Here is a 17,356-nt window from a genome sequence, read left to right as displayed (position 1 = left end):
CCATGAAACTGCGCAAAATTCTGAAGAGCATGTTCGAAAACTACTGTAAAACCTTTAAAGACGTACCGCCTGGCGCTATGTTCTGATAAAAAAACCTGCTGCGGCAGGTTTTTTTATATCCGAGGAATTAGGGTACTATTACGCTCCTGTAAAAAGGAGTGAAAAATGTCTCAACATCTTACCGAACACGACGAACTGGTCTCTGACGTTGTTGCCTGCCAGTTAGTTATCAAGCAGATCCTCGACGTCATCGATATCATCGCCCCTGTCGAGGTGCGCGAAAAAATGACTACCCAGCTGAAAGCCATCGATTTTGCCAGCCACCCGGCCTCGGCTGACCCGGTGACGCTGCGGGCGGTACAAAAAGCCATCGCGCTGATTGAGCTGAAATTCACCCCACAGGAAGAAGCGCACTAGCGGCGTGAGCCCCGCCATCAACGCGATAGCGGGGCGTTATTGCTGATTAATGGGACACGGCGGTTTGAATGACGTTCTCCTGCGCATTCTTGAACAGTTTGCTGTTGCCCCAGCACTCTTCATAACGATGGCCAACTAAATCTTCCACGATAAGGCGAACGTCCGGCGCGATGTCGGCAATTTTGCCTCCCGCTTTAATGCGCGCGACTTCCTGTAGCACCACCAGGTGGGCCTTGCGATCGAGCTTCATCTGTTTACTGAACACGATGGCTGCCAGCGCCAGTAAAATCACCCCTGCGCAGAATACCACCGCAATCGCGGTGACCGCACTTTCCGGCTGCGTGTGCGCCTTTGACTGGAACCCGTAGAAGCTGAGGATAGCTCCCATTGTAAAGACGATAATCGAGCGCAAAATTTTACCTGAGAAAGTCATGGCGCCTGCATAGATCCCCTCGCGACGGCGGCCGGTGTAAATTTCATCGACATCAGCCAAAAAGGTGTAAACGGTCCAGGGAATGTAGTAGACGCCGCCGGTGCCGAGACCGAACAGCACCGTGATGCCAAACATCAGGATGGTGGCCAGGCTTGAAGGCAGGTGGAAGAACCACAGCGAGGTGTAGAGCAGCACGGCAAAGATGACCACGCTCAGCGCCAGAATATACGGCTTACTGAAGCCTTTCTTCACGCACAGGCCGATAAACAGGGCCGTTGATACCAGCTGCAGAATTGAGTTCAGGCTGTTGAGCCCGGCCACCATCGCCGGATCGTGTTGCAGCACGAAGATGACGAAGTAAGTGAAGATCGACGCAAACAGCCATTCGGCGCCGAAACCGCAGAGATACATACCAAGGTGTTTACGGAATACGCGCAGATAAAAGGTTGAGCGCATATCTTTGGCCAGCATAAGCAGCGTATTGAGTAGCCCCTTTTTCTCCCCCGAGCTTTTTTCCTCTTCGCGCGGTCGTTCCCAGCTGCAGTACCACAAACAGGAGATGGCCACGATAAGAATGACACCGTAGGTCAGTCCGGTAAGAAAAAACGGGGTGGCGGATTCTTTGCCATAAAGCAGGATGAACTGCCCGGGGATAAATGCCGCGAGGAAGTTAGCCAGTTTGCCGAATATCGCTTTATAACCGGTGAGTTTCGAACGCAGTGAGAAATCATCAGTCATTTCGGTCGCCAATGTTTCATAGGGGACCATAATCGAGGTATAAATGATTTCAAAGACGACGTAGGTGCACAGGTAGTACCAGAAACCGAGACCTTCTACCCACAGCAGCGGGTAGAACATCATTAGCGGAATGCCTATCAATAAAAAGAAGCGACGGCGGCCAAAGCGTTTACCGAGCCGGGTTTTGCCAAAGTTATCTGTGAGGTAGCCCATCAGCGGGTTACTAATCGCGTCGATAATGCTGGCGACTGAGAAAATAAAGGAGGCTTCGATCAGCGTCAGCCCACAGAAGGTTGTATAAAAATAGAGCAGCCAGGCACCGCTGATCGCCAGTGCGCCGCTTCCCAGCAAATTTCCGCCGCCGTAGGCTAACTGATGGCGTAACAAAATCGGTCTTCCCTGCAGCCCGTTTGAGGCTGAAGCCGTATATCTTGCCATTAAAATAAACTCCGCGTTTTAAATTTTTGAAACGCTGTTTTTATATTATCAACCCAGGGTTTTAAACGTGATCCAGATCACCAATACCCTGCTAATTCCTCCGATTGAGCGGGAATGAGATCTGGTTAAAAGTTTTTAATGCCTTTCAGGAATAAAAACGGCGCCGAAGCGCCGAAAAAGATTGGTTCGCTGAGGGGCGATGAGGGCATTAAAGGCAGAAACACGCCTCTTTTTACGCTTTATCGCGCGCTCCGGTATTTGCCGACATGACGCTGGCGTACTGTTGGCTGACCAGTTCAAGCAGGTGACGATCGGTTTGCTGTTCGCTGGTCCCGGCCTGGTCCGCGCAGCGGACTTCATCCAGAATGGTCTCCAGCAGCATGCCATCCAGCTGCTGTTCTTTCGCCAGCAGCGCGAGGAAGCGTAGGGTGGATTCGTCGCTTTGCGCCTTCGCCTCTGCCGTCAGGCCGGAAAGCATGCTGCTGCGCTGCTGATAATCAGCAACGGTTTTGCTAAACAGGTCTTCAAGAGAGGCGCATTCCGCGCTGCAGGCTTCGTCTGCTTTAACCACAGGCCAGGCGCCGGAACTTTTCATAAAATCAAAGACCCGCATCATCTGCGTTATGCTGGATTGCGCTCGATTACGCAGAAAAGTGGCGGTACCGTTCAACCGCTGCTGAATACACCACTCGCTTAACTGCAGATACAAGTTGGAGGTATGGAACTCAAGATTCAATTGGTTATTCAGCTTTTGCACCATTCCTGGAACGACCATAACAATATCCTTATTTACTGTGCGGGAAGCGCCTGCGTCATATCCAGACGCGATTGTGACCAAAGGAGTTTGCGAAATTAAAACCAGCAGATGAAAAGCTCAGAATAATTCTATTCAGAACTTAAGCCCGAACCATGGAATTAAATTTCTTGTCTCAACGAAGATAGAATAGCGCTATATCTGAATTAAGAAAACTCTCAATGGTGGTTATTTACATTATGTTACAACATCTGGATTTAACTTTATACAGGCTGGAAATGTAATAGTAATCGCTTACTGTAGTACATTGTTATTTATATTAACTTTATGATTTAACACCTCTTTTATTGGCTTCCTGATTAAAAGGTAGTATCTCTAATATTTTTTATTGAAATTGTGTTTTAAAAATAACGATTCAAAATTCCTTTTTGTGATATCGTGCGTCATAAAAGCGAAGGCTGCACTGGTTCATCTTTTCGCCTGGGTAACTGAAAAGATGATGATAATTTAAAAAAAGATGTTTTTTTGTAAAAGGCTTATGACTACCACGCTAACGAAAGGAGACTGAAATGAAAAAAGTTGCGGTGCTACTGGCGTCGGGTTTTGAAGAGGGAGAGGCGATTGTGGTGGTTGATATCCTCCGCCGTCTGCATCTGAATGTGGAGCTTCTCTCCTGCGCCGAATCGCGCGCGGTGGTGAGCTACCACGATATCCCAATGGTTGCGGATAGCACTTTAGCCGAACGCGCAGGGATGCTGTACGACGCGGTGGTTCTGCCCGGCGGTCCGCAGGGAAGCGTCAACCTTGCCGCCAGCCAGGACGTCGTAGCGTTTATTACGGCCCACGATAAAGCAGGAATGCTGATCTGTCCGATCTGTTCGGCAGCCGCAAGGGTTCTCGGCGGCAATGGGCTGCTCAGGGGGCGACGCTACGTCTGTTCGGGGGAGTTATGGCAGAACGTGGCGGACGGGGAGTATGTTGATCAACCCGTAGTGGAAGATGCTAATTTGATCAGCGGTAAAGGGTTAGGCCATGTTTTTGATTTTTCTTTTACCGTTGCCGCTCGTTTATTGGGGGATGAGGTGCCGGTACGCAATCATGCGGAGCATATTTATTGCCGCTGGTAATATCGACAAGGATAACTCTGCTGATGATATAGAGAATATTGCTACAGCCTGCGCTAATTGTCTGACAATTAGCGCTTTTTTTATGTCATTTTTCGCTGTTTTTATGTACGCAATTACTGTAATTCCGCGATGTGATTGCGCTCTCGTATGGAGAAATAATTTCCGGTTAATACTATTTTAACAACGGCAGTCTTGATTGAGACTTTCCTAATGCCTTGTTTTGCGTCCGATAAAAAAATTAACTCTTAATTTTCCCTACATAAAAGCGAATTAAAGCTGGAGTTTACCATGCACAAATTTACTAAAGCGCTGGCGGCGATCGGTCTCGCCGCAGTTATGTCACAATCAGCTATGGCCGAGACGCTTAAGCTGGGTTTTCTGGTCAAACAGCCTGAAGAGCCATGGTTTCAAACAGAGTGGAAATTTGCCGATAAGGCCGGTAAAGATTTAGGTTTCGACGTCATCAAAATTGCCGTCCCCGACGGTGAGAAAACCCTCAACGCCATTGATAGCCTGGCGGCTAGCGGAGCCAAAGGCTTTGTTATCTGTACGCCCGATCCCAAACTCGGGGCGGCTATAGTCGCCAAAGCGCGCGGCTATGATATGAAAGTCATTACCGTCGATGACCAGTTCGTTAACGCCAAAGGCAAACCGATGGAGAGCGTACCGCTGGTGATGATGGCGGCCAGTGAGATCGGCGCACGTCAGGGGCAGGAGCTCTATAAAGAGATGCAAAAACGCGGCTGGGACGTGAAGGATACCGCCGTCATGGCCATCACTTCCGACGAGCTGGACACCGCCCGTCGTCGCACTACCGGATCGATGGACGCCCTGAAAGCTGCCGGTTTCCCGGAGCAACAAATCTACCGTGTGCCAACGAAATCTAACGACATTCCCGGCGCCTTTGATGCCGGTAACTCTATGCTGGTTCAGCATCCGAACGTCAAACACTGGCTGATCGTCGGCATGAACGACAATACCGTTCTGGGCGGCGTACGCGCCACAGAAGGCCAGGGCTTTAAAGCGCCTGACGTTATCGGTATCGGTATTAATGGCGTTGATGCAGTGAACGAACTCTCTAAAGCGCAGGCCACCGGTTTCTACGGCTCTCTGCTGCCAAGCCCGGATATTCACGGCTATAAAACCAGCGAGATGCTTTATAACTGGGTGACAAAAGATGTCGAACCGCCAAAATTCACCGCGGTGACCGACGTGGTGCTGATTACCCGCGACAATTTTAAAGAAGAGCTGGCTAAAAAAGGGCTGTAAGGCCGGTTGACCGGGCCTCTTGCCTTGAGCGAGAGGCCCTGTACAGAAAAGCGGAGTCGTTATGCAACAGTCTACCCCTTATCTCTCATTCCACGGCATCACCATGACATTCCCGGGCGTTAAAGCGCTGTCCGATATTAGCTTTGACTGCTATGCCGGACAGGTCCATGCCCTGATGGGAGAAAACGGCGCCGGGAAATCCACGTTGCTCAAAATCCTCAGCGGCAACTACGTACCCACTGCCGGCAGCCTACAGATCCAAGGCCAGCAGATGACCTTTACCCACACCACCGAGGCGCTGAACGCCGGTGTGGCGATTATCTATCAGGAGCTGCATCTGATCCCGGAAATGACCGTGGCGGAAAATATCTACCTCGGCCAATTGCCGCACAAGGGCGGGATTGTGAATCGGTCGCTGCTGAATTATGAAGCCGGCCTGCAGCTGCAGCATCTGGGGCTGGATATCGACCCGGAAACGCCGTTGAAGTATTTGTCGATTGGCCAGTGGCAGATGGTGGAGATCGCCAAGGCGTTGGCGCGGAACGCCAAAATCATCGCTTTTGACGAGCCCACCAGCTCACTGTCGGCCAGGGAAATCGACAATCTGTTTCGGGTCATCCGCGAACTGCGCCAGGAAGGGCGGGTGATCATTTACGTTTCCCACCGGATGGAAGAGATCTTTGCGTTAAGTGACGCCATCACGGTCTTCAAAGATGGTCGCTACGTGCGCACCTTTGACAATATGCAAGAGGTTAACCACGACGCTCTGGTACAGGCGATGGTCGGTCGCGAGCTGGGCGATATCTACGGCTGGCAGCCCCGTGAATATGGCAAAGAGCGTTTGCGCCTCGATCGGGTGAAGGCGCCTGGCGTACGGCAACCCGTTAGCCTTTCGGTGCGTAGCGGAGAAATCGTCGGCCTGTTTGGGCTGGTTGGCGCCGGACGCAGCGAACTGATGAAAGGCCTGTTCGGCGGCAGCAGAATAACCGCCGGTCAGGTTTATATCGACGGCGAGGCCATTGATATCCGCAAGCCGGCTCAGGCGATTCAGGCCGGGATGATGCTCTGCCCGGAAGACCGCAAAGCAGAGGGGATTATTCCGGTTCACTCGGTCCGCGACAACATCAATATCAGCGCCCGCCGCAAGCACATTCTCGCGGGCTGCGTCATCAATAACGCCTGGGAAGCGCAGAACGCCGACCAGCATATTAAATCGTTGAATATCAAAACGCCCGGCGCAGAGCAGCTGATTATGAATCTCTCCGGTGGCAATCAGCAAAAGGCGATTCTCGGCCGCTGGTTGTCGGAGGAGATGAAAGTCATCCTGCTTGACGAGCCCACGCGCGGCATTGATGTGGGCGCTAAGCATGAGATCTATAACGTTATTTACGCATTAGCGGCATCGGGCGTCGCGGTGGTCTTTGCCTCCAGCGATTTACCGGAAGTTCTCGGCGTAGCCGATCGCATCGTGGTGATGCGCGAGGGTGAGATTGCCGGAGAGCTGCTGCATGAACATGCCAATGAACAGCAGGCATTGAGCCTTGCCATGCCAAAAGTGAGCCAGGCAGTCGCCTGAGTAAGGAGTCTATGATGTCATCAGTTACCACTTCAGGTACTTCCCGGTCGGCTTTTAGTTTCTCCCGTATCTGGGATCAGTTCGGCATGCTGGTCGTTTTCGCGGTGCTGTTTATTGGCTGCGTAATTTTTGTGCCCAATTTTGCCTCGTTTATTAATATGAAAGGTCTGGGGTTGGCTATTTCTATGTCCGGAATGGTCGCCTGTGGGATGCTGTTTTGCCTGGCGTCCGGCGATTTCGATCTGTCGGTCGCCTCGGTTATCGCCTGCGCCGGCGTGACCACGGCGGTGGTGATTAATCTGACTGAAAGCATGTGGGTTGGCATCGGCGCCGGTCTGCTGCTTGGCGCAGTGAGCGGTCTGGTCAACGGTTTTGTCATTGCCCGCTTAAAGATTAATGCTCTGATTACCACCCTCGCCACGATGCAGATCGTCCGCGGTCTTGCCTATATCATCTCCGACGGTAAAGCGGTAGGGATTGAAGATGAGCGCTTTTTTACTCTCGGCTACGCCAACTGGTTTGGTCTGCCTGCGCCTATCTGGTTAACCGTTGCCTGCCTGATTGTATTCGGTCTGCTGCTGAATAAAACCACCTTTGGCCGAAACACGCTGGCGATAGGGGGTAATGAAGAAGCGGCTCGTCTGGCCGGCGTCCCGGTTGTGCGGACGAAAATTATTATTTTCGTCCTTTCAGGGCTGGTTTCCGCGGCGGCGGGCATTATCCTGGCATCCCGTATGACCAGCGCTCAGCCGATGACGTCCATTGGCTATGAGCTGATTGTCATTTCGGCCTGCGTGCTCGGGGGCGTATCGCTGAAGGGCGGGATCGGCAAGATCTCCTACGTGGTAGCCGGGATCCTGATTCTGGGAACGGTGGAGAATGCGATGAACCTGCTGAACATTTCGCCGTTCTCGCAGTACGTTGTGCGCGGCGTGATTTTGCTGGCTGCGGTGATCTTCGACCGCTATAAACAGAAAGCGAAGCGTGCGGTTTAATTCGTCCAACTTTTCAGTTTAATCCTAAACCCTCGCCAGCGCCCGTTGCGCTGGCGATGACTATCAAAAATGGCGATGCTGGTCACACTGTCTATACTTACATGGCTACAATAATTTAACACCCAGCATGTTGCTGGCCATGATAAGGAGGAAACAGGGTGGCTGACCAGATTTATGTACCGCCTGCGTTAACCGGAAACTACGCTTTTTTCTTTGACCTCGATGGTACCCTTGCCGGTATCAAACCCCATCCCGATCAGGTGGTCATTCCAGCCGATGTTCTGCAGTCGCTGCGCCAGCTTGTGCAGCAGCAAAACGGCGCGGTGGCATTGATTTCAGGGCGCTCAATGGTTGAGCTGGATGAGCTTACCCGTCCTTACCGGCTACCGCTTGCCGGTGTCCACGGGGCTGAACGCCGTGACATCAATGGTAAAACGCATATTGTCTCTTTACCGGATTCACTTCTGAAGGCGCTCTCTGCGCAGTTGACGACGGAACTGGATGCTTTGCCGGGATGCGAACTGGAAAGTAAGGGGATGGCTTTTGCTTTGCACTATCGACAGGCGCCGGAGCAGCAGCAAGCGGTGCTGGCGCTGGCGCAATCTATCGTCCAGCGCCATCCCATTCTGGCCCTGCAGCCGGGTAAGTGCGTGGTGGAGATCAAACCGCGTGGAGTGAATAAAGGTGAAGCGATAGCCGCTTTTATGCAGGAAGCTCCATTCAAAGGACGCAAGCCGGTGTTTGTTGGTGATGACTTAACCGATGAAGCTGGTTTTAGCGTTGTGAATCAATTGAATGGCGTATCGGTCAAAGTGGGCGGCGGCGAAACGCAAGCGCGTTGGCGTTTGCCTGACGTGCCCGCCGTTCATCTTTGGATTAGTAACATCGCGAATCATGGGCAACAACCAGATGCGCTAACCGACAGGAGAGATGGCTATGAGTCGCTTAGTCGTAGTATCTAATCGTATTGCCCCGCCGGATGACAAAAAGGCCAGCGCCGGTGGCCTTGCCGTGGGGATTATGGGGGCATTAAAAGCAGCCGGAGGTTTGTGGTTCGGCTGGAGTGGGGAAATCGGTGACGACCAACAGCCGTTAAAAAAAGTGACTCAGGGCAATATCACCTGGGCCTCTTTCAATCTTAGCGAGCAGGATCACGACGAATATTACAACCGCTTTTCCAATGCCGTTTTATGGCCCGCATTCCATTATCGTCTTGACCTGGTTGATTTTCAGCGTGAAGCCTGGGAGGGCTATCAGCGCGTTAATGCGACCCTGGCGGATAAACTGCTGCCGCTGATTGAACCTGACGATATCGTCTGGATCCACGATTATCACCTGCTGCCGTTGGCCAGCGAACTGCGCCAGCGCGGCGTCAATAATCGTATCGGCTTCTTTTTGCATATTCCGTTCCCGACGCCGGAAGTGTTTAATGCGTTACCGCCGCATGCGGAACTGCTTGAACAGCTTTGCGATTACGATTTACTGGGTTTCCAGACCGAAAGCGACCGACTGGCGTTTCTGGATTGCGTATCGATGCAAACCCGCCTGACGACGAGCGACGGCAAAAAGCATGTGGCCTGGGGAAAACCTTTCCAGACCGAAGTTTATCCGATCGGTATCGATCCGGAAGAGATTGCGCGCAGCGCAAAAGGGCCGCTGCCGCCGAAGCTGGCGCAGCTGAAGAGCGAGCTCAAAAGCGTCCAAAATATCTTTTCCGTTGAACGGCTGGACTATTCGAAGGGGCTGCCGGAGCGTTTTCTTGCTTATGAAGCCCTGCTGGAGAACTATCCGCAGCATCACGGCAAGATTCGCTATACCCAGATTGCGCCGACTTCACGCGGGGACGTTCAGGCTTATCAGGATATTCGTCATCAGCTGGAAAACGCAGCCGGCCGTATCAATGGCCAGTATGGCCAGCTGGGCTGGACGCCGCTTTACTACCTTAACCAGCACTTTGAACGCAAGCTGCTGATGAAAATCTTCCGCTACTCCGACGTTGGTCTGGTTACCCCGCTGCGCGATGGTATGAACCTGGTGGCGAAAGAGTATGTTGCCGCGCAGGACCCGCAAAATCCGGGCGTGCTGGTGCTGTCGCAGTTTGCCGGCGCGGCCAACGAGCTCCCGACGGCCTTAATCGTTAATCCTTACGATCGCGATGAGGTCGCTGCGGCGCTGGATAAGGCATTAACCATGCCTCTGGCCGAGCGTATTGCCCGCCATTCGGCCATGCTGGCGGTGATTAAGGAAAACGATATTCATCGCTGGCAGGAGCGGTTTATTGCCGATCTAAAGGAGATTGAGCCAGGGAGCGAGGAGAGCCACTTAGAGCGCAAGGTCGCCACTTTCCCTAAACTCGCCTGAGGCCAAGACGGTTAGCGCCTCCCCGGCGCTAGCCTTTTTCCAGACATACCAGCAGCACATCGACGCCGCTGCTGCCAACAATATCTTTTGCCGAACAGGTGGCGCGAGAAAACAGACTCTGGTTGTGGTTACCGCAAATCACCAGGTCAACGCGATGCTGTCGGCAAAAATCCTGCACGTGGTAAGCAATTCCGCCGCTGGCGATTGTCATTTTCTCTATAGGATAGTCGGCGTGGCGGGCCAGCTCGGCCAGAAATCCGCGCGTCTCCTCCTGCATCACTTCGCGTAAGTTTTCCATCATGGGCGCCGCAAACTGATTATACAGCTCCGGATCCGTCGCCAGCGTAATCAGGCTGACTTTTGCATTGACCGGACGTGCGATGGAGACGGCTTTTTGAATGAGGACCCGGCTTTCCGGGGTTGGCGCCACGGCGACCAACAGATGTGAGTAGGGCATCAAGCCTCCTTGATATACGCGAAACAACCCTTTTCTTATTGTCTTTACTCCCATTCCTTAGCATTCGCAAGGTTTATCCGCAGCGAAATACATCGCCCAAATTTCATTCCACGACGCGCCGTTTCGGTGGCCACATCTCAGTTTTTGGTCCGATCTTTTGTATTAAAAGAAACGCTGTTTTATAAATCAGTGAAGCGTGTTCATCGACTCTTTGTGTTTTTGCCAGTGAACGCTTTTGGCTGGCAAAAATGAAAAGGTAACGCCGTTCCCATGTTCTTACTGTAGCCATGTATCAACCCCCTTTTGGCGGAATGGGCCAAAAAGCGGTTCGGAGTTCTCAAAAAAAAGACACAGGATTTACGGCGATGAAAACACGTAAAATCGGTTTGGTTAACTACCTTGCCTATGGATCGGGCGATTTTCTTGGTGCGGGAACAACTGCACTCACGGCAGCCTGGCTGCTCTACTTCTACACCACCTTTTGCGGACTTTCGCCTATCGAGGCGACGCTCATTTTTGCCACTGCCAGAGTTCTGGATGCGGTAATCAGCCCGCTGATGGGCTTTCTGACGGATAACTTTGGCTCGACCTGGCTGGGAAAACGTTTTGGCAGGCGTAAGTTTTTTATCCTGCTCGGCATCCCTTGCGTGTTTAGCTACTCCATTATGTGGGTAGGGGATATGGGGTTCTGGTACTACCTGCTGACCTATCTGCTGTTTGACATCGTCTATACCATGATTCTGGTGCCGTATGAAACGTTGGTGCCGGAAATGACCGACGATTTTAAACAGAAAACCAAATTCTCCGGCGCGCGTATTTCTATGGCGCAGATGTCGGCGATCCTGGCTTCTTTCCTGCCGGGCATTCTGCTGACCATCTTCGGCAAAGACAACGCCGTCTCTTTCTTCTACGCCAGCCTGGTGTTCTCGGTGCTGTGCGCAATGATGTTAACTTTTGTCTGGTTCTTTACCTGGGAGCGCCCGCGTGAAGAGTGGACCGAGGCTGCGCTGCGCGCCGAAGAGGAGAAACAGAACCTGAGCTTGTCTCAGAGTCTTAATCGCCTGTTTATTGAATTAAGTTCGACCCTGCGCATTAAAATTTTCCGTCAGCATTTGGGGATGTATCTGGGGGGCTATATCGCCCAGGATGTCTTCAATGCGGTCTTTACTTACTATGTGGTGTTTGTCCTGATGCAGGAAGCCTCAATGGCCTCCAACCTGCTGGGGACCATGGCGATCTTCCAGTTTATTGCGGTTATTGCGATGATCCCGCTGTGTATTCGCTTCGGTCCGGCGCCATCGTACCGCATGGTGGTAGTGCTGTTCGGGCTGAGTTCGCTCTCTTACGCGGTGCTGTACTACGCTGGCCTCAGCGATGTTTATTCGCTGCTGCTGCTGATTTCCGCAGTGGCGGGTCTGGGCCGCGGCGGCATCAACTATGTTCCGTGGAACACCTATACGTATATTGCCGACGTGGACGAAGTGATCACCGGCCAGCGTCGCGAAGGCATCTTTGCCGGGATTATGACTCTGACGCGTAAGGCTTCCCAGGCCGGTGCGGTGATGCTGGTAGGGATCATCATGCAGATGTCCGGCTTTGTCTCCGGGCAGAAAACGCAGCCTTATGAAGTGAGCCATACCATTCTGCTGATCCTCAGCGTCGGCACTTTGCTGGTGCTGGCCTGCGGCTTCCTCGTTTCCCTGCGCTTTAAGCTCAATCTGCAAACCCACAGCGTCCTGCGTGCGGAAACGCTCAAAATGCGTGAATCCGGACGCGCTCAGCCGGAACTGGCCAGCGCCCAGGATCGTGAAGTAGTCGAGATGCTGGCCGGGATGCCGTACGACTCCCTGTGGGGAAACAACAATATTGGTTATCTGAATCGTAATAAACCCGCCGCGCCATCGCTGAAACAGCGTTCTGCCATGAATTCGACATATAACAGAGGTTAAGGATATGAAAGTTTGGCCTGTCAAACATAGCCCACTACTGCGCCAGCCTGAGCGCTTTATCGCCCGCAATGAACTGCAGGCGCTGATTCAGAAGGTCACGCAAAATCTGGTCAACATTAAAGATGAAAGCGGGCAATTTTTACTGCGGCTGGACGACGGGCGCATCATTGATACGAAAGGGTGGAACGGCTGGGAGTGGACTCACGGCGTCGGCCTGTACGGCATCTGGCAGTATTACCAGCAGACCGGCGATATCGCGATGCGCGATATTATCGATAGCTGGTTTGCCGATCGCTTTGCCGAGGGGGCGACCACCAAAAACGTCAATACTATGGCGCCGTTTCTCACCCTCGCTTATCGCTATGAAGAGACGGGCAACGCCGCGTATCTGCCCTGGCTCGATAGCTGGGCCGAGTGGGCGATGAACGAGATGCCGCGCACGGAGTCTGGCGGCATGCAGCACATCACGCTGGCGGAAGAAAATCATCAGCAAATGTGGGACGACACGCTGATGATGACCGTTCTGCCGCTGGCGAAAATCGGTAAGCTGCTTAATCGCCCCGAATACGTAGAGGAGGCGGTGTATCAGTTTCTGCTGCACGTGCAGAATCTGATGGACCGCGAGTCCGGTCTGTGGTTTCACGGCTGGAACTACGAGGGGCGACATAATTTCGCTCGCGCCCGCTGGGCGCGCGGCAATAGCTGGCTGACGATCGTGATCCCGGATTTCCTGGAGCTGGTGGATTTACCCGAACACAGCGCGGTGCGACGTTACCTGGTGCAGGTGTTGGATACGCAGATTGCGGCGCTGGCGCGCTGTCAGGACGATAGCGGCCTGTGGCATACGCTACTTGATGACCCTGACTCCTATCTGGAAGCCTCGGCGACCGCCGGTTTTGCGTATGGGATCCTCAAGGCGGTGCGCAAGCGCTACGTGAGTCAGGCGTATACGGAGGTTGCGGAAAAAGCGATTCGCGGCATTGTGGCGAATATCTCTGCGCAAGGGGAACTGCTGCAAACGTCCTTCGGTACCGGGATGGGGTCGGATCTCGATTTTTATCGCGACATCCCGCTGACGTCGATGCCGTATGGCCAGGCGATGGCGATCCTGTGTCTGACGGAGTATCTGCGGAAGTATTTTTGAATCAGGTGAGAACAGCCGGGTGAGGCGTCAGCCGCCGCCCGGCAAACCCGGCGTTAAGCCGGGTTCTTTCGACACATTACATCCGTTCTACGGTTTCGATACCCAGGGTATCAAGACCCAGCTTCAGCGTTTTCGCCGTCAGCAGAGCCAGTTTCAGGCGGCTGTTGCGCGTCTCTTCGCTTTCAGCGCTCAGGATCGGGCAGTGCTCATAGAAACCGGAGAACAGACCCGCCAGATCGTACAGGTAAGAACACATAACGTGCGGCGTGCCTTCACGGGCAACGACCGTAAGGGTTTCTTCAAACTGCAGCAGACGGGCCGCCAGCTGGGCTTCGCGGTCTTCGGTGATGACTACCGGCGCCGCCACTAGCGCACTTTCATCAATATCCGCTTTGCGGAACACGGAGAGCACGCGGGTATAGGCATACTGCATATAAGGCGCGGTATTGCCCTCAAAGGCCAGCATGTTATCCCAGTCGAAGATATAGTCAGTGGTGCGGTTTTTTGACAAGTCGGCATACTTAACCGCGCCAATCCCGACCGCGTTCGCCAGTTTTTCCAGTTCATCGGCGGGCATATCCGGGTTTTTCTCCGCCACCAGACGGCGGGCGCGTTCCAGCGCTTCGTCCAGCAGGTCGGCGAGCTTCACGGTACCGCCGGCGCGGGTTTTGAACGGTTTGCCGTCCTTGCCGAGCATCATGCCGAACATGTGGTGCTCCAGCGGTACGGACTCCGGCACGTAGCCGGCTTTACGTACGATAGTCCACGCCTGCATCAGGTGCTGATGCTGGCGAGAGTCGATGTAGTAAAGCACGCGATCCGCATGCAGATTCTCGTAGCGGTATTTTGCGCAGGCGATATCGGTAGTGGTGTAAAGGTAGCCGCCATCCTTCTTCTGGATGATGACGCCCATCGGTTCACCTTCCTTGTTTTTGTACTCATCAAGGAATACCACCGTCGCGCCTTCGCTTTCTACCGCCAGCCCTTTGTCCTTCAGGTCGGCCACGATACCCGGCAGCATCGGGTTATAAAGGCTTTCGCCCATAACATCATCGCGGGTCAGGGTGACGTTCAGGCGGTTATAGGTTAACTGGTTTTGCGACATGGTGATGTCGACCAGCTTGCGCCACATTTCGCGGAAATATTCGTCGCCGCCCTGCAGCTTAACGACGTAGCTGCGCGCGCGCTCGGCGAAGGCTTCATCTTCATCGTAGTGTTTTTTCGCTTCACGATAGAAACCTTCGAGGTCGGCCAGCGCCATTTCACCGGCGTTCTCCTGCTGCTGTTTTTCCAGGTACGCGATAAGCATACCGAACTGGGTACCCCAGTCGCCCACGTGGTTAGCGCGGATCACTTTATGCCCGAGAAACTCCAGCGTACGCACCGCGGCATCGCCAATGATGGTGGAGCGCAGATGGCCTACGTGCATCTCTTTCGCCACGTTCGGCGCAGAGTAATCGACCACCACGGTTTGTGCCGGCGGCTGAGCCACGCCCAGACGTTCCGATTTCAGCGCGCTGCTGACATTTTCCGCGAGGAAGGCCGGATCGAGGAAAATATTAATAAAGCCAGGGCCGGCGATCTCTACCTTATTGGCAATCCCGCTCAGATCGAGATGAGACAGTACCTGCTCTGCAAGTTGTCGCGGCGCCATGCCCAGTTTTTTGGCAACGGCCATCACGCCGTTGGCCTGATAGTCGCCGAACTGGACTTTTGCTGACTGGCGGACCTGAGGTTCGCAATCGGCAGACGCGCCTGCTGCGATCAGGGCCTGACTGACTTTTTCTGAGAGAAGAGCCTGAATATTCACCGAAACACCTTACGTTAACACGCCGTCACCCTGATGGGGCGGCGCGGGAATGTGGACAAATTAGGGCAGGAGTATACTGCATTTGCACCCACGCGTCAGCACCGCACGGAGGTTGCTGAGCCTCGCGCTCAACGAATAGCCGTTCGCCGGACGTCGCCGACGATTGCCGGTTGGTCGGCTGCGGAAAACGCGATAGATTAGCGCTTTTTAGCGCGTACCGAGGCTTACGATGGCGAACTGGCAGCAGATTAATGAATTAAACGATATTTCCGCGGACCTGCCGCGCTTTACCGAGGCGCTAAACGCGCTTGCTCATCGGCTTGGTCTCGATATTACGCCACTTGATGCCGACCATATTTCCCTGCGCTGTCACCAGAACGCCACGGCGGAGCGCTGGCGTCGCGGCTTTGAGCAATGCGGCACGCTGCTGTCGGAAAATGTCATTAACGGCCGCCCCATCTGCCTGTTCAGGCTGGATGAGCCGGTGGTCGTGGCGCACTGGCGTTTTAGCATTGTTGAACTGCCGTGGCCGGGCGAAAAGCGCTATCCGCATGAAGGCTGGGAGCATATTGAAATCGTTCTGCCTGGCGAGCCCGAAACGCTCAATACCCGCGCCCTGGCGCTGCTTTCCGATAATGGATTGAGCCAACCGGGCATTTTTGTAAAGACCAGCGCGCCAAAAGGAGAGCATGAGCGCTTGCCGAATCCAACTCTGGCGGTTACCGATGGCAAAGTGACGATCAAATTTCATCCGTGGTCGATTGAGCAAATTGTCGCCAGCGAACAATCAGAACGATAACAGTGTGAAGCTACGCGGCGTCTGTCGGAAGAAATCGTGACATTCTGTCGTGTCTGCCATATCGACGGAGAGAAGAATGACCTTACTGGAAGTCTGCTGTTACAGCATGGAGTGCGCGCTGGAAGCCCAGCGCTGCGGCGCCGACCGCATCGAGCTATGCGCCGCGCCGCAGGAGGGAGGGCTGACGCCCTCCTCGGGCGTCCTTAAAACGGTGCGTGAGTCGGTGACCATCCCCGTTCATCCAATTATTCGTCCGCGCGGCGGTGACTTTTGCTATACCGCTGGCGAATTTGCCGCAATGCTTGATGATGTGGCTGCGGTGAGAGATCTCGGCTTTCCCGGCATGGTGATCGGCATCCTGGACGCCGACGGTCAGGTAGATAGGGCGCGAATGAAAAAAATAATGGCGGCGGCGGGAACGATGGCCGTCACCTTTCACCGTGCCTTTGATATGTGCGCCAACCCGCGCCAGGCCAGCGTTGAGCTGGCTGAGCTCGGCGTTCAGCGGATCCTGACTTCGGGCCAGCAGCCGTCTGCCGAAAAAGGAATTTCATTAATCAGGGAACTTATTTCCCAAAGCGACACTCCTATTATTATGGCCGGCGCAGGAGTGCGTGCCGCCAACCTGCCGCTGTTTTTGCAGGCTGGGGTAAAAGAGGTCCACAGCTCGGCAGGCCAGTGGCTACCGTCCCCGATGCGCTTTCGTAATCCCGGGTTGTCGATGTCTACGGATGCCGATGCTGATGAATACTTACGCTACGCCGTCAATGGCGAAGCGGTAGCGGAAATGAAGAAGATTATTTCCGCACAGAGAGATTAAAACCCTAAATAATTCGAGTTGCGAGAAGGCGGCGACGCAGGGAATCCCCAGGAGCTTACTCAAGTAAGTGACTGGGGTGAGCGACAAATCTGTCTGGAACAGATTTGAACGCCGTATCCCGGCGGCCCGTAAGGGCGAGGCTCATGGATGAGCCGAGTAACAAAGCCAACGCACATGCAACTTGAAGTATGACGGGGATAAACCGTTTTTTGCTGCACATCATGTCGCCCAATATGATGATTGCCCGTACCAGGCCCCTGCCCATTAAA

The 17,356-nt window shown here is 53.7% G+C and carries 17 protein-coding genes; 12 read left to right on the top strand and 5 right to left on the bottom strand.

Features of this window, described 5'->3' with window-relative positions; all coding sequences use genetic code 11:
* Positions 1-2: 2 nt before the first annotated feature.
* Both azuC and ABLV12_RS26845 read left to right on the top strand, forming a co-directional pair.
* Positions 3-86, top strand: a complete 84-nt coding sequence (gene azuC, locus ABLV12_RS26850) for a stress response protein AzuC (protein WP_014229869.1) — start codon at positions 3-5, stop codon at positions 84-86.
* A gap of 79 nt (positions 87-165) precedes the next feature.
* Complete coding sequence (locus ABLV12_RS26845) at positions 166-417, top strand: DUF2766 family protein (RefSeq protein ID WP_004103438.1); 252 nt, start codon at positions 166-168, stop codon at positions 415-417.
* Between the two features lie 46 nt (positions 418-463).
* Here ABLV12_RS26845 and ABLV12_RS26840 read toward each other — a convergent pair whose 3' ends face one another.
* Both ABLV12_RS26840 and ABLV12_RS26835 read right to left on the bottom strand, forming a co-directional pair.
* Entirely contained in the window at positions 464-1,975 is a 1,512-nt protein-coding gene (locus ABLV12_RS26840) for an MFS transporter (protein WP_024274409.1), read from the bottom strand.
* A gap of 283 nt (positions 1,976-2,258) precedes the next feature.
* Positions 2,259-2,801 (bottom strand): non-heme ferritin-like protein, encoded by a 543-nt coding sequence (locus ABLV12_RS26835; RefSeq protein WP_023321233.1) that lies wholly within the window; start codon positions 2,799-2,801, stop codon positions 2,259-2,261.
* Between the two features lie 548 nt (positions 2,802-3,349).
* Between ABLV12_RS26835 and ABLV12_RS26830 the strand changes: the two genes are divergently transcribed.
* The 6 genes from ABLV12_RS26830 to otsA all read left to right on the top strand — a co-directional run bounded on the left by ABLV12_RS26830 (position 3,350) and on the right by otsA (position 10,108).
* Positions 3,350-3,907: a DJ-1/PfpI family protein gene (locus tag ABLV12_RS26830; protein ID WP_004113816.1), complete on the top strand. Its 558-nt coding sequence runs from the start codon at positions 3,350-3,352 to the stop codon at positions 3,905-3,907.
* A gap of 288 nt (positions 3,908-4,195) precedes the next feature.
* Entirely contained in the window at positions 4,196-5,176 is a 981-nt protein-coding gene (locus ABLV12_RS26825; protein ID WP_064398751.1) for an arabinose ABC transporter substrate-binding protein, read from the top strand.
* A 61-nt stretch (positions 5,177-5,237) separates the two neighbouring features.
* Positions 5,238-6,752: an L-arabinose ABC transporter ATP-binding protein AraG gene (gene araG, locus ABLV12_RS26820; protein WP_004103427.1), complete on the top strand. Its 1,515-nt coding sequence runs from the start codon at positions 5,238-5,240 to the stop codon at positions 6,750-6,752.
* Between the two features lie 14 nt (positions 6,753-6,766).
* On the top strand, positions 6,767-7,747 hold the full coding sequence (gene araH, locus ABLV12_RS26815; protein WP_348867494.1) for an L-arabinose ABC transporter permease AraH: 981 nt from the start codon (positions 6,767-6,769) through the stop codon (positions 7,745-7,747).
* Positions 7,748-7,905: 158 nt separating this feature from the next.
* A complete protein-coding gene (gene otsB / locus ABLV12_RS26810) occupies positions 7,906-8,709 on the top strand; it encodes a trehalose-phosphatase (RefSeq protein ID WP_016808315.1) in 804 nt (267 codons plus the stop codon).
* A complete protein-coding gene (gene otsA / locus ABLV12_RS26805; RefSeq protein ID WP_348867484.1) occupies positions 8,684-10,108 on the top strand; it encodes an alpha,alpha-trehalose-phosphate synthase in 1,425 nt (474 codons plus the stop codon). Before otsB ends, otsA begins: the two co-directional genes overlap by 26 nt.
* A 28-nt stretch (positions 10,109-10,136) precedes the next feature.
* Here otsA and uspC read toward each other — a convergent pair whose 3' ends face one another.
* The gene (uspC, locus tag ABLV12_RS26800; RefSeq protein WP_348867483.1) at positions 10,137-10,565 is read right to left on the bottom strand and encodes a universal stress protein UspC; all 429 of its coding nucleotides are present in this window, start codon (positions 10,563-10,565) and stop codon (positions 10,137-10,139) included.
* A gap of 103 nt (positions 10,566-10,668) precedes the next feature.
* Complete coding sequence (locus tag ABLV12_RS26795; RefSeq protein WP_158414345.1) at positions 10,669-10,854, bottom strand: hypothetical protein; 186 nt, start codon at positions 10,852-10,854, stop codon at positions 10,669-10,671.
* A 76-nt stretch (positions 10,855-10,930) separates the two neighbouring features.
* Here ABLV12_RS26795 and ABLV12_RS26790 point away from each other — a divergent pair, with 76 nt between their 5' ends.
* Positions 10,931-12,514, top strand: coding sequence for an MFS transporter (locus ABLV12_RS26790; RefSeq protein WP_004103413.1), 1,584 nt, complete (start codon positions 10,931-10,933; stop codon positions 12,512-12,514).
* A 4-nt stretch (positions 12,515-12,518) separates the two neighbouring features.
* On the top strand, positions 12,519-13,658 hold the full coding sequence (locus ABLV12_RS26785) for a glycoside hydrolase family 88 protein (protein WP_064398752.1): 1,140 nt from the start codon (positions 12,519-12,521) through the stop codon (positions 13,656-13,658).
* Positions 13,659-13,734: 76 nt separating this feature from the next.
* Here the strand turns inward: ABLV12_RS26785 and argS are convergent, their stop codons facing one another.
* Positions 13,735-15,468, bottom strand: coding sequence for an arginine--tRNA ligase (argS, locus tag ABLV12_RS26780; protein ID WP_049591819.1), 1,734 nt, complete (start codon positions 15,466-15,468; stop codon positions 13,735-13,737).
* Between the two features lie 229 nt (positions 15,469-15,697).
* Here argS and ABLV12_RS26775 point away from each other — a divergent pair, with 229 nt between their 5' ends.
* Both ABLV12_RS26775 and cutC read left to right on the top strand, forming a co-directional pair.
* The gene (locus ABLV12_RS26775) at positions 15,698-16,267 is read left to right on the top strand and encodes a VOC family protein (protein WP_004113810.1); all 570 of its coding nucleotides are present in this window, start codon (positions 15,698-15,700) and stop codon (positions 16,265-16,267) included.
* A gap of 76 nt (positions 16,268-16,343) precedes the next feature.
* The gene (cutC, locus tag ABLV12_RS26770) at positions 16,344-17,087 is read left to right on the top strand and encodes a copper homeostasis protein CutC (protein WP_064383030.1); all 744 of its coding nucleotides are present in this window, start codon (positions 16,344-16,346) and stop codon (positions 17,085-17,087) included.
* The last annotated feature ends 269 nt before the right edge of the window (positions 17,088-17,356 follow it).

The organism is Klebsiella sp. CN_Kp100 (assembly GCF_040065315.1).
In the GTDB taxonomy this organism is placed as follows: Bacteria; Pseudomonadota; Gammaproteobacteria; order Enterobacterales; family Enterobacteriaceae; genus Klebsiella; species Klebsiella oxytoca.
Note: the sequence above shows the minus strand (reverse complement) of the source record. Positions and strands in the feature narration are given on the sequence as shown.